The organism is Candidatus Skiveiella danica, assembly GCF_022705245.1.
GTDB classification, from domain to species: domain Bacteria; phylum Pseudomonadota; class Gammaproteobacteria; order Burkholderiales; family Burkholderiaceae_C; genus Skiveiella; species Skiveiella danica.
Window position 1 is genome coordinate 375 of record NZ_JAKJEW010000007.1, and the last position, 12,035, is coordinate 12,409.

10 protein-coding genes are annotated in these 12,035 nt (G+C 63.4%); 4 read left to right on the plus strand and 6 right to left on the minus strand.

The window, feature by feature from the left end; translation table 11 throughout:
* Together icmF and ACMUOY_RS05455 are read right to left on the minus strand one after the other, a co-directional pair.
* A partial coding sequence (gene icmF, locus ACMUOY_RS05450; protein ID WP_413891685.1) for a fused isobutyryl-CoA mutase/GTPase IcmF occupies positions 1 to 3,118 on the minus strand: 3,118 nt, incomplete at its 3' end.
* A 43-nt stretch (positions 3,119 to 3,161) separates the two neighbouring features.
* Complete coding sequence (locus tag ACMUOY_RS05455) at positions 3,162 to 4,007, minus strand: PPK2 family polyphosphate kinase (protein WP_413891686.1); 846 nt, start codon at positions 4,005 to 4,007, stop codon at positions 3,162 to 3,164.
* Between the two features lie 168 nt (positions 4,008 to 4,175).
* Here ACMUOY_RS05455 and ACMUOY_RS05460 point away from each other — a divergent pair, with 168 nt between their 5' ends.
* The 3 genes from ACMUOY_RS05460 to cqsA all read left to right on the plus strand — a co-directional run bounded on the left by ACMUOY_RS05460 (position 4,176) and on the right by cqsA (position 6,974).
* The gene (locus tag ACMUOY_RS05460; RefSeq protein WP_413891687.1) at positions 4,176 to 4,421 is read left to right on the plus strand and encodes a metal-sensing transcriptional repressor; all 246 of its coding nucleotides are present in this window, start codon (positions 4,176 to 4,178) and stop codon (positions 4,419 to 4,421) included.
* Between the two features lie 14 nt (positions 4,422 to 4,435).
* Positions 4,436 to 5,560, plus strand: a complete 1,125-nt coding sequence (locus ACMUOY_RS05465; protein ID WP_413891688.1) for an MBL fold metallo-hydrolase — start codon at positions 4,436 to 4,438, stop codon at positions 5,558 to 5,560.
* 148 nt (positions 5,561 to 5,708) lie between these two features.
* Positions 5,709 to 6,974 carry an alpha-hydroxyketone-type quorum-sensing autoinducer synthase gene (gene cqsA, locus ACMUOY_RS05470; protein ID WP_413891689.1) on the plus strand — a complete coding sequence of 422 codons (1,266 nt, stop codon included), beginning with the start codon at positions 5,709 to 5,711 and terminating at the stop codon, positions 6,972 to 6,974.
* Here the strand turns inward: cqsA and ACMUOY_RS05475 are convergent.
* Positions 6,965 to 7,972 carry a response regulator gene (locus tag ACMUOY_RS05475; protein ID WP_413891690.1) on the minus strand — a complete coding sequence of 336 codons (1,008 nt, stop codon included), beginning with the start codon at positions 7,970 to 7,972 and terminating at the stop codon, positions 6,965 to 6,967. The genes cqsA and ACMUOY_RS05475 overlap by 10 nt on opposite strands.
* Complete coding sequence (locus tag ACMUOY_RS05480; protein WP_413891691.1) at positions 7,969 to 9,228, minus strand: sensor histidine kinase; 1,260 nt, start codon at positions 9,226 to 9,228, stop codon at positions 7,969 to 7,971. Before ACMUOY_RS05480 ends, ACMUOY_RS05475 begins: the two co-directional genes overlap by 4 nt.
* Before the next feature lie 154 nt (positions 9,229 to 9,382).
* Between ACMUOY_RS05480 and ACMUOY_RS05485 the strand changes: the two genes are divergently transcribed.
* Entirely contained in the window at positions 9,383 to 10,051 is a 669-nt protein-coding gene (locus ACMUOY_RS05485; protein WP_413891692.1) for a helix-turn-helix transcriptional regulator, read from the plus strand.
* Here ACMUOY_RS05485 and ACMUOY_RS05490 read toward each other — a convergent pair.
* Together ACMUOY_RS05490 and lysM are read right to left on the minus strand one after the other, a co-directional pair.
* Entirely contained in the window at positions 10,021 to 11,466 is a 1,446-nt protein-coding gene (locus tag ACMUOY_RS05490) for an amidase (RefSeq protein ID WP_413891693.1), read from the minus strand. The genes ACMUOY_RS05485 and ACMUOY_RS05490 overlap by 31 nt on opposite strands.
* A gap of 25 nt (positions 11,467 to 11,491) precedes the next feature.
* Complete coding sequence (lysM, locus tag ACMUOY_RS05495) at positions 11,492 to 11,998, minus strand: LysM and BON domain-containing protein (protein WP_413891694.1); 507 nt, start codon at positions 11,996 to 11,998, stop codon at positions 11,492 to 11,494.
* Positions 11,999 to 12,035: the final 37 nt, after the last annotated feature.

Consider the following 12,035-nt stretch of genomic DNA (forward strand, 5'->3'; position numbering starts at 1 on the left):
CCGCAAGCCGCTGCAGCTGGCTCTGCTTCTCCTCCTCGGTGCTGCGGGCCAGCTCGAGCGTGTCGTGCACGGCGTCGCCACGGGGGTTGCGGAAGGTGTTGACACCGATGATCGGCAGCTCGCCGGTGTGCTTGAGCATTTCGTAGTGCATCGACTCGTCCTGGATCTTGCCGCGCTGGTAGCCCGTCTCCATGGCGCCCAGCACGCCGCCACGCTCGGCAATGCGTTCGAACTCGCTCAGAACAGCTTCTTCCACCAGTTCGGTCAGCTCTTCGATGATGAAGGCGCCCTGGTTGGGGTTTTCGTTCTTCGCCAGCCCCCATTCGCGGTTGATGATGAGCTGGATGGCCATCGCGCGGCGCACCGAGTCTTCGGTCGGTGTGGTGATCGCTTCGTCGAAGGCGTTGGTGTGCAGGCTGTTGCAGTTGTCGTAGATCGCGATCAGCGCCTGCAGCGTGGTGCGGATGTCGTTGAACTGGATCTCCTGCGCGTGCAGACTGCGGCCGCTGGTCTGGATGTGGTACTTGAGCTTCTGGCTGCGCTCGTTCGCACCGTACTTCTCTTTCATGGCCACCGCCCAGATGCGGCGGGCGACGCGGCCCATGACGGTGTACTCGGGGTCCATCCCGTTGCTGAAGAAAAAGCTCAGGTTGGGCGCGAAATCGTCGATGTGCATGCCGCGCGCCAGGTAGGCCTCGACAAAGGTGAAGCCGTTGGACAGCGTGAAGGCCAGCTGGCTGATCGGGTTGGCGCCCGCTTCGGCAATGTGATAGCCGCTGATCGACACGCTGTAGAAATTGCGCACGTTGTGGTGCACGAAGTAGCTGGCGATGTCGCCCATGACCTTCAGGCTGAACTCGGTGGAGAAGATGCAGGTGTTCTGTCCCTGGTCTTCTTTCAGGATGTCGGCTTGCACTGTGCCACGCACGTTGGCCAGCACCCATTCGCGGATCTTGGCGGTCTCGGTGTCGGTGGGCTCGCGGCCGTTGTCGGCCTTGAACTTGTCGATGTTCTGGTCGATGGCCGTGTTCATGAACATGGCCAGGATGCTGGGTGCCGGACCATTGATGGTCATGGAGACGCTGGTGGTGGGGTTGCAGAGGTCAAACCCCCCGTAGAGAACCTTCATGTCGTCCAGCGTGGCCACGTTCACGCCCGAATTGCCGATCTTGCCGTAGATGTCTGGGCGCAGGTCCGGGTCGTTGCCGTACAGCGTCACCGAGTCGAACGCGGTGGACAGGCGCTTGGCATCCATGCCCTGGCTCACCAGCTTGAAGCGGCGGTTGGTGCGGAACGGGTCGCCCTCACCGGCGAACATGCGGGTTGGATCCTCGTTCTCGCGCTTGAAGGCGAAGGTGCCGGCGGTGTAGGGGTAGCTGCCGGGCACGTTGTCGAGCATCAGCCATTTGAGGATTTCGCCGTGATCCTCGTACTGCGGCAGGGCCACCTTGCGGATGGTGGTGCCCGATAGGCTCTTCGTGGTCAGGGCGGTGCGGATTTCCTTGTCACGGATCTTTACCACGTACTCATCGCCGGCATAGGCCTTCTGCATCTCGGGCCACTGGGCCAGCAGTTTGCGAGCAGAGGGGTCCTGCGCTTCCTCGCGCTGCACCGCCAGATCGATGGCGGCTTCGGCTGCGCGCGCCTTGCCCGGCTTTCCAACTTCGAGCATGGCGGCTGCGGCACGCAGCTGCTGGATCTCGCGAGCCAGGCGCGCCTGCGTGCGGGCTTTCTTCTTGTAACCGCGCACCGTATCGGTGATTTCGGCGAGATAACGGGTGCGGGCGGCAGGTACCACCGGCGTCTGGTTGGTACTGTGGCGGACCTGAACCAGCGGCAGGGCTCCCTCGGCCAGCTTCAGGCCGAGCTCTGCCAGGCGGACCTTGAGCGCCTGGTACAGCGCGGTCACGCCGTCATCGTTGAAGCGCGCGGCCATGGTGCCGAACACCGGCATCTGCTCCGCGGGCGTGGTCCAGGCTTCCTTGTTGCGCTGCACCTGCTTGGCCACATCGCGCAGAGCGTCCGAGGCGCCCTTGCGGTCGAACTTGTTGATGGCGACGAACTCGGCGAAATCGAGCATGTCGATCTTTTCCAGCTGGCTGGCGGCGCCAAACTCTGGCGTCATCACGTACATCGGCACGTCCACATGCGGCACGATGGCGGCATCGCCCTGGCCGATGCCCGAGGTCTCCACGATGACCAGATCGAAGCCGGCCGCCTTGCAGGCCGCCACCACGTCGGGCAGCGCCTTGCTGATCTCACTTCCGAAGTCCCGCGTCGCCAGGCTGCGCATGAAGACGCGCGGCCCCTTTTGCCACGGGTTGATCGCGTTCATGCGGATGCGGTCCCCCAGCAGGGCGCCACCGCTCTTGCGCCGCGACGGGTCGATCGAAATCACCGCCACGCGCGGGGTGTCGTTCTGGTCCAGCCGCAGGCGGCGGATCAGTTCGTCGGTAAGGGATGATTTGCCCGCACCACCGGTGCCGGTAATGCCCAGCACCGGCACCTTGCGGGCCGCAGCCGATTTCTTGACCGCCGCCATCAGTGGCGCATCGGCCTTCTCATTTTCAAGTGCTGTGATCAGTTGCGCCAGCGCGCGCCAGGCCATTTCGCCGTGACCCTGGATGGCATCCAGCTGAGTGGGCGCGTAAGCGGTGATGTCTTGGTCGCAGCGCATCACCATCTCGCCGATCATGCCGGCCAGGCCCATGCGCTGGCCGTCTTCGGGGCTGTAGATCCGGCTGACGCCGTAAGCCTGCAATTCGCGGATTTCCGGTGGGACAATCACGCCGCCGCCGCCGCCAAAGACCTGGATGTGCGCGCCGCCGCGGCTTTTCAACAGGTCCACCATGTACTTGAAGTATTCGACATGCCCGCCCTGGTAGGAGCTGATGGCGATGCCCTGCACGTCTTCCTGCAGCGCGGCCGTCACCACTTCGTCCACCGAGCGGTTGTGTCCCAGGTGGATAACTTCGGCGCCCATGCCCTGCAGGATGCGGCGCATGATGTTGATGGCCGCATCATGGCCGTCGAACAGGCTGGCGGCGGTGACAAAGCGCACCTTGTGCGTGGGTCGGTAGTTGGCGAGGGCCTTGAATTCGGCGGACAGGTCGGTCATGGCGGGGCTTTCGTCTCGGGTGTTGTTGGAATCGGGGGCGGTATCAGTCGATCCGCAGGCCCTTCAGGGCCGGATCGCTGGGTGGGTAGCGCAGGTCCAGCGACTTCAGGGTGTCGCGGACCAGGGTGGCAATCATCAGGTTGCGGTGGGTCTTGGAATCCGAGGGCACAACGGTCCAAGGGGCCCACGGGGAGCTGGTGGCACCCAGAAGGGCTTCGTAAGCCTCCTGGTACTTTGCCCATTGTTTGCGGGCGTCGAGGTCGCCCATGCTGAACTTCCAGTGTTTCGTCGGGTCGTCCACGCGCTCCTGCAGGCGCCGGCCTTGTTCTTCAAAGCTGATGTGCAGCATGAACTTCAGGACCACGGTGCCGGTTTCGCTGAGCATCCGCTCGAAGTCGTTGATGTGGGCAAAGCGCTGACGGGTCTGGGCAGGCGTAATCCAGCCTCGAACCACCGGGACCAGCACATCTTCGTAGTGGCTGCGGTTGAACAGCATCACGTCACCCGCGCCCGGCACCTGCTGGTGGATGCGCCACAGGTAGTCATGGGCCAACTCGGGCTCGTTGGGCGCCTTCCAGCCGATGGTGTGCACACCCAGGGCGCTCATGCGTCCGAATACGTCGCGGATGGTGCCGTCTTTCCCCGATGTATCGGTGCCTTGCAAAACCACCAGCAGCTTGTAGCGGCGGTCCGCCCGGAACAGATCCTGCAGGGCATCCAGTTCATGGGCAAGCTCATCCACGGCGATTCTGTCGGCCGCCTTGTCCCCTTTCGCGAATGGCTTGGCACCTGGATCGATGGCGGCAAGGGAGAAGGGTTGCCCGTCACCCTCGACAGGGGGCTGCCAGGGGTCCAGCAAGCCTTTGCCGGTGCGGGAGGCATGCGCCATGGTCGCTCCTTGGTTGACGTTTACGTAAACGTCAATATTAACCGCACATCGCTTGCCTGTCACTGACAGGCCGTGCGCAGCCGATGGATGATCGTGAAGGCAACGCCGGGCGCCTGAAGCTATCATCCGACTTGAAAGCAGACGACAAACCACCCACGACCCAATACCATGAGCAGAATCGTTGACGCCGACAAGAAACGGGCCTTGTGCGCCCGACTGGCCCGGATCGAGGGGCAACTGCGGGGATTGCAGAAGCTGATCGACGGCGATGCCGATTGCGAGAAGATCGCCCAGCAGATGGCCGCGGCGCGCAAGGCGCTGGACAAGTCCTTTTTCTCCATGGTGGGCTGCATGATCGAGCAGGGCGACCAGTCGGCTGAACATGTCGCCGAGATGCTCACCAAGTTCGCCTGAATTCCTTTTGCACCATGAACCCCATCCAGTTGTTCGACTCCGCCTCCAGCACCTATACCTATGTGCTGTTTGATGAACGCACCCGCGATGCGCTGATCATCGATCCCGTCGATGACCAGATTGAACGCGACCTGGCCGCCTTGCGCCAGTATGGTCTCAATCTGCTGTGGACCGTGGAGACCCATGCGCACGCCGATCACATCACCAGCGCCGGTCTGCTGGCTGAGCACACTGGTGCGCGAACCGCCGCGCCGGACGGTTGCGGCATCACCACGGCAGCGGTGCAACTGCGCGATGGTGACGAGCTTGAATTTGGTGGCCAGAAGATCCGTGCCCTGCTCACGCCGGGCCACACGGCAGGCAGCATGAGCTATCTCTGGTCATCAGGAAGCGGCCTGCACGTGTTTACCGGCGACACCCTGCTGATCAACGGCTGCGGCCGCGCGGACTTCCAGTCCGGCAGTGCGCAGGCGCTGTACCACAGCCTGACCCAGGTGCTGTTCGCTCTGCCGGACGACACCGTGGTCTGGCCGGGGCACGATTACAACGGCCGCACGCAGTCGACCATCGGTGTGGAAAAGAAAACCAACGTGCGCGTGGCGGGCAAGTCGCTGGAGGAATTTGTTGCCATCATGGATGCGCTGCACCTGCCCAGACCCCGCAGGATGGATGAGGCCGTGCCGGCCAATCTCATGTCGGGTCTGCGCCACGATGCCGGTGGCGGAGCCCTGTTCCAGCCGCGCCCCGCAGCCGGCTATGCGGGCGACGTTTCGGTGCAACTGGCCTGGCAATGGGTGCAGGCCGGCGAGGCGGTGCTGGTGGATGTGCGCACCGATGCCGAACGCGAATGGGTCGGATTTGTGCCCGGCGCGTTGGCATTGGCTTGGAAACAATGGCCGGGCATGGCGATGAACCCGGCGTTCGACGAGGGCATCCGGTCCGCCGCTGCCGCTGGGCGAAAGCTGGTGCTCCTGTGCCGCAGTGGTGTGCGTTCGGTGGCCGCCGCGCGGCGCGCGGCTGAACTGGGCGTTGAGGCTTACAACATTCTCGAGGGCTTCGAGGGCGACCCGGATGAGCATGCCCAACGCGGCCACAAGGGTGGCTGGCGTTATCACAAGCTGCCCTGGCGCCAGGGGTAGCGGGCGTACTTTCGACCGCATTCGTCGCGACGCAATGCGCGAGCGCGCGCACAGGGGAGCCTGACCCCTGTCAATTCTGACAGGGGTCAAGACCCGAAAAAGTCTTGGCGCGCATTCAATGACTTGCATCACCCACATGGAGCAAGTTATGGAAGTTCTCGACCGACCGGCCGTCACCGTTTCCGCACCGGTTTCGGCAGCCCCTATCAGCGATCACCTGGCGCGGCGGGTTCACCGCGAGTTCACCAGCCGGTGGGACACGCTCTGGCAAGGGCGCTCGCTGCTGCACGGACGCACGCCCGGTTCTGACGCGGTGCGCCTCGATGGCAACGACTACCTCAATCTCACCGGGCACCCGGACATCGTCCGAGCCCAGACCGACGCCTTGCGCTGTGATGGCGAGTTCGTCATCCAATCCAGCGTCTTTCTGCTTGACTCCCATCCTGCGCGCTCACTGGAAAAATCACTGGCGCGCTGGATTGGGAAAGAGGATGGCCTGATCTGCCAGTCGGGCTACAGCGCCAACCTGGGCCTGCTGCAGGCCATTGCCGATCCCCAGACCCCGGTGTACCTCGATACGCTCGCGCACACGTCTCTGTGGGAAGGCGCCCGACGGGCTGGCGCAGCTTCGCATCCGTTTCGTCACAACGATCCGCAGCATCTGGAGAGGCTTGTCGCGCGGCACGGGCCGGGCGTGGTCGTCGTGGATTCGGTTTACAGCACGACGGGTGCGGTTTGTCCCCTGGAGAGCATGGTGGAAGTGGCCGAGCGCGCCGGCTGCATGATTCTGGTGGACGAGTCGCATTCGCTCGGAACGCATGGACCCGCGGGCGCTGGCCTGTGCGTGGCGTTGGGGTTGAGCCACCGTGTGCACTTCATCACCGCCAGCCTGGCCAAGGCGTTTGCCGGGCGCGCAGGGTTCATGACCCTGCCGGCCGAGATCCGGAATTACGTGCTGAGCACCAGCTACCCCAACATGTTCAGTTCGTGCCTGTTGCCGCACGAAATCGCAGGACTGGCCGCAACGCTCATCGTGATTCAACGCAGCGATGCGGCCCGCGCAAACTTGCGAGCCAGCACAGGGCACCTAAGGACTGCACTGTCCAACCTGGGTTATCCGATCCATCAGGGTTCCGAGCAGATCATCGCTCTCGAAGCGGGTACGGAGCCGGCCACCATGGTCCTGCGTGACCGCCTGGAAGAGCGTGGTGTGTTCGGTTCTGTCTTCTGCGCGCCGGCAACCAGTCGCAACCGGACCATGGTTCGCCTGACGCTGCATGCCGGCTTGGCCGCGGCTGAGTTGGGTCATGTCGAGGCGGTGGCCGCCGAAATAGCGCCTCTGGTCAAACCGTGGGAGTGGCCGATCGCCAGACGCTCTCGTGGGGGAGGGACAATCGACGACAGTCAAGCCTGACTGAAGGCCCCCATCAGCGGGGTCTCGTCATCGAGTTCACGCGACACCTGGTCGCGCAGAAAGCGGGCATAGGCCCGCTCCGGCCCCGGACCCAGCGTCTCGGGAACCTTTGAAACCGTGGCCAGCATGCGCTCGCCCAAGGCCATGGCCGGCAGCAGTCCGGGTCGGTCCGAACCGATGGCGAGGTGGAATTCACCATCGAACAGGTGTTGCCCGTCCCGGATGGCCTGAATCTCCGCACCACTGAGTCCCACCGATGCCGCCATCTCCACGAGTTCCTCCAACCGACTTGCGTGCTCGAGTTGAAGCCAGAAGGCCTGCCCGCTGTCGTCCAGCGCCAGAACGCCGAACGGATCACCGATCACCACGTGTTCAATCCAGCGGTGCGCTTCAGCCAGTGCCTGGAGCTGCCGCCCGATTTGCGGGTTCGAGATCATCGCCATCTGTTCCCTCGAAAGGGTCGCGCGCCAGCCCTGTGCCTGCCGGCCCAAAGGATCGTCGAGCAGGCGTTGAATCGATTGGGCCAGGCGTCGGGTGATTTCGCTGGCCTGCTTTGGCACGTACTGCTCGATCAGGGACGCATTGAAGGCCTGAACCGCAATCTGCTCGTCGGCGCGACCCGTCAGCAAGACGCGCGCACCCGGCCAATCGCCCAGTTCCTCGAGTACCTGCAGCCCATTCATGGCCGGCATCGAGTAGTCCACCACGCAGACCTGGGCGAGTCCGAAGCGCCAGGTTGCCGCCTCCCGCCAATACCGCAGGATCTGGGGTATCAGACCCTGTCCGCTGCGCCATTTGTCGAGGATATCCATCTGCCGCCAGGTGTCGGCTTCCCGTTCAGCCGGTTCCTGCTGCAGATAAGCAATGCAGTCCGCAGGCCGGGTGAATAGCCGGATGGGCCAGTGCTCCGGCATGACCTCGGCCAGCATCTCCAGGTAGGCCGGATCGTCATCCAGGAAAACGACGCCGCCCGGGCGACGGTAAATGGGAAAAATCATTCCGGATCCCCCCTGTCAGGGTTGTGGCTTGCAGATGCCTCCACAGGTAGCGTGATCGTGAACACGGCGCCCTTGGCGGGCTCGGACTTGACGCGGATGCTTCCCTTTGCCGCCACGATCACACGTCGGCAGAATGCCAGGCCCAGGCCATGACCCGTGCCGTGGTCGGACGAGAAAAACGGTTCAAAGATCCTCTGCAACAGTGCAGCGTCGATGCCAATGCCCCGGTCCGAAACCGTGATCCGCCCCTCTGTGCCGCGGCTACCCACTTCGATGCGCAGATCGCCGGGTTTGGGAAAGGATCCCGATGCCTGCAGCGAGTGCAGCGCATTCTGGATCAGATTGTCCAGCACACCGGAAAACTGCACGCGCGAACCCCGGAAATTGAAGTCGCGGTGGATGATCACTTCGACGCAATCCGACTCACGGGTGGAGCGGTACGGATACGCGGCGACCACATCCGAAATCAGCTCGCCCGCAGAGATTCGGTCACTGTACTGGGCAAGTTGCAGCAGCCGTGCGTTGGCAATCTGCATGTCGATGTGGTGATTCATCGACCGCGTCAGCGCGTTCAGGCGCTGGCCCAGCTTTTCCAGTTTGCCGGCGCGGTTGCCTTCAGGCGACCGCCGTGCCTCCATCAGTAGCGCGTCGGCAATCAATCCGGCGGTTGAAAGCGGCGTGCGCATTTCGTGCGCCATGATCCCGATCGTGGCGAGCGAGTGGTTCAGTCGCTCCCTTCTCAGGTTGGCACCTGAGATGCCCAGCATGAGACCCGCAAACCAGCCGAAGGCAAGCACCACCAGATGGGTGGTCGGTTGCAGGGTGGCAGACCGCGTCATGCCGTCGGCCAGAGCCGTTCCCAGCATGAAACCGGCAATCGATCCCGCCGCTGCGATACGCCAGTCGGTGAGATGAAAGTAGATCAGGACAACGGCAGACAGGCTGGCGATCCAAACGGCATTGCGGTCGTTCATCACGTACATCCAACTGAAGAACAGAGGCAGCTGGATGAAACAGACCACGTTGAAGAAATTCTGGGTCCGCGCCAGCGACGGCTCGCTGGCAAACCAGTCCAGCATCAGCAGGCCGCCCATCACGCTGATGGCGCAGCGAGTCCAGAGATTCTCATAGGGTTGTGGCAGCCATGCGCTCCAGATCCAGTAAAACAGCGGATGCCCGATCAGCGAGAAGGCGCCAAGGTACTTCAGACGCAAGACAGACGGATGGAGGATCGACTCCAAAGGGGCGTTCAGCACCTCTTCACGCAGCTGGCGGGCAGTCGCGTGGTGCAGCAGCCATTCCCTGAACGCTTGGGAGTTCATGGGCGGAATCGCAAAGTCGGAGAGCAGTGCATCGGGCGCTTCAGGCGGGAGTTCGATGTTATTGTCACGGCTTTACCTCCCCGTGCCCATGCACCCCCCTGTTAACTTTGACAGTGTCACTCTCGACGCCATGCTCAGTGACTGGCTCCGTGCGCTGGGCGAATTTTCTGTCGAAGCGGTCGTGGTTCTGGGGCCCGATCCTTTTGCCGATGCCAACCAGCGGCTGGTTCTGGCATTGCATCCGCCGCGCCTGATCGAAGGCGCCCGCGCTTTGGCCGAAAGTGCCGACTTCGGTGCGCCGTGGCGGGACTCCGATGCGCCGCTCGTCGCGTGGCAGCACATAGCCAAGTCTGCCTATGAAACACACAGCCGATGGCGGCGCTTGTGGCTCGGACACGGTTACCAGAGTGTGGTCCGGGTCGAGTTTCCCTTGCCTGCGGGGCGGGCCTTCGAATGTTTCATGTTCAGTCCGCGTGAATACCATGACCGCGCCGATGCGGCCTCGCTGGCCTGGTCCGTGTTGAACCTGTGGCCCCTGCTGCGGCGCACGCTGGTCGAGGCACGCGGGGTCCTCAGTCCCCGCGAGCGCGAATGCCTGGCGCTGGCATTCGGCGGGCTGACCGCGCGCCAGAGTGCCGAGCGCATGGCCTGCAGCGAGCGCACCGTCAACTACCACCTGGCCAACGCCATGGCCAAGCTCAAGGTCGACAACAAGCTTGCGGCGGTTCAACGCGCCTGCTGGATCGGCGCTCTCTGAAGCACGTCCTGCGCGACCTGTTCATAGGCGTGGGCCAGCTGCAGTAAAGCGAAATCGGCCTGCGGCCGGCCGATGAGCTGCAGACCCATCGGCAGTCCGTCTGCGTTGAATCCCGCCGGAACACTGATGCAGGGCAGACCCGCGAAGGTGGCATAGATCACGACCTCCATCCACCGGTGGTAGGTGTCCATGGGAACGCCATTGATCTGCTGCGGCCAGCGCGCATCAACATCAAACGGCCAGACCTGTGCCACGGGCAGTGCCAGGTAGTCGTACCCCTCGAATAGTGCGAGCATCCGCAGGTAGAACGCCGTCCGCGTCGTGCTGGCCGACATGAACTGGGCACCGGTGACGCCCTGCGCCTGATCATGTTCCCACAGCGCTTCCGGCTTGATGTGCCGGCGGTTGTCCGCTTTCAGCAGGAAGGGCGCGATGCGCGACGCAACCAGCAGCTTGCGCCAGACCAGCCAGCCCTCCCAGATACGCGATGGCTCCATGCCCAAGGCTGCGGGCTCCACCCGGCAACCCAGACCCGCCAGCCGTTGCAGCGCCTGTTCACAGACTTCGAGGATGCCCGCCTCCATCGGAAGATGGCCGCCGAGGTCGCCCAGCCAGCCGATGCGTGCGCGAGCCACGTTCGTGGCTTCCATGTGCAGGGATCCGAGGAACCGCTGGCCATCGTCTGCAATTGAAAGAGGCGCTTGTGGGTCGAAGCCGGCCTGAATCGCCAGCAGTTGCGCAAGATCCTGCACGTTGCGCGCCATGGGCCCCTCGGTGCCCAACTGGGAGATCCAGACGTCCTGGGCCGGGAGCATGGGCACTCGGCCCTGGGAAGGCCGCAGCCCGAACACGTTGTTCCAGGCGGCGGGGTTGCGCAAACTGCCCATGAAGTCCGATCCATCCGCCACCGGAAGCAGTCGCTGGGCCAGAGCCACAGCGGCGCCGCCGCTGCTGCCACCCGCTGACAAGGCGGGATCGAACGCATTGCGTGTGGGTCCGAACACCGTGTTGAAGGTGTGTGAACCCAGGCCGAATTCGGGCACGTTCGTCTTGCCGATCACGATGCAGCCGGCCGCCTTCATCCGCCGCACCATCAGACTGTCGGTGGCAGGGACGAAATCACGCATCAGGGGCGAGCCGAGCGTGGTGCGCACACCCGCGGTATTGGACAGATCCTTGATGGCCTGCGGCATGCCGTGCATCCATCCCATCGATTCGCCGCGGGCCAGCATCACGTCGCGATCGTCCGCCTGCTGCAACAGGTCTGCCGGGTTCTGGAGGTTGACGATCGCATTGAAGCGCGGGTTGACCCACTGGGTGCGCTCCAGGTAAGCCTGCATCACCTCCCGGCACGAGATCCGACGTTCGTGAATCGCAACCGAGAGCGCGCTGGCAGAAAGGTCGGTGATGTCCATGCCGGCACCGGCGTCAGGCAGCGTTTCAGGCTAGCGGCGGAATGCGCAGCTTCTGCCCAGGATAGATCTTGTCGGGATGGCTGAGCATCGGCTTGTTGGCCTCGAAGATCACAGGGTATCTGTTGGCATTGCCATAGTAGGTCTTGGCAATGGCCGAAAGCGTGTCGCCACGAACAACATCGTGGTAGCGGGCCTCGTCTGCAGGTTCGGCGACGGACATCAGGTTTTCCACTTCCGTCACGCCGCCGACATTGCCGCAGCACAGCGTGACCTTTTCGCTGGCTTCCTGCGTTGGCGCCTCACCCTGCACCGTCACTTTGCCGCTGGCGCCATCAAACGAGACATACAAACCCGAAACACCCAGGTTCTGGGTTTCGATGTAATCGCGAATTGCATGGGCCGCCTTGGTGTTGAGTTCGTCCAGCGTCGCTTGAGTCGCCGGGTCACCGGCCGCTGCTTCTGCGGCTTTTTCAACTTCTTTGTGCCCGAACAGCTTTTCGCCGGCTTCCTTGATAAAACTGAACATGCCCATGATGAGTGCCCCTGTGCGAGTGATGAAGCGGCCACTT

Coding starts and splice junctions, on each gene's coding strand:
- ACMUOY_RS05455 (WP_413891686.1), bottom strand. CDS start 4,007: ATGGCGCATGCCTCCCGCACCGGCAAAGGCTTGCTGGACCCCTGGCAG.
- ACMUOY_RS05460 (WP_413891687.1), top strand. CDS start 4,176: ATGAGCAGAATCGTTGACGCCGACAAGAAACGGGCCTTGTGCGCCCGA.
- ACMUOY_RS05465 (WP_413891688.1), top strand. CDS start 4,436: ATGAACCCCATCCAGTTGTTCGACTCCGCCTCCAGCACCTATACCTAT.
- cqsA (WP_413891689.1), top strand. CDS start 5,709: ATGGAAGTTCTCGACCGACCGGCCGTCACCGTTTCCGCACCGGTTTCG.
- ACMUOY_RS05475 (WP_413891690.1), bottom strand. CDS start 7,972: ATGATTTTTCCCATTTACCGTCGCCCGGGCGGCGTCGTTTTCCTGGAT.
- ACMUOY_RS05485 (WP_413891692.1), top strand. CDS start 9,383: ATGCACCCCCCTGTTAACTTTGACAGTGTCACTCTCGACGCCATGCTC.
- ACMUOY_RS05490 (WP_413891693.1), bottom strand. CDS start 11,466: ATGGACATCACCGACCTTTCTGCCAGCGCGCTCTCGGTTGCGATTCAC.
- lysM (WP_413891694.1), bottom strand. CDS start 11,998: ATGGGCATGTTCAGTTTTATCAAGGAAGCCGGCGAAAAGCTGTTCGGG.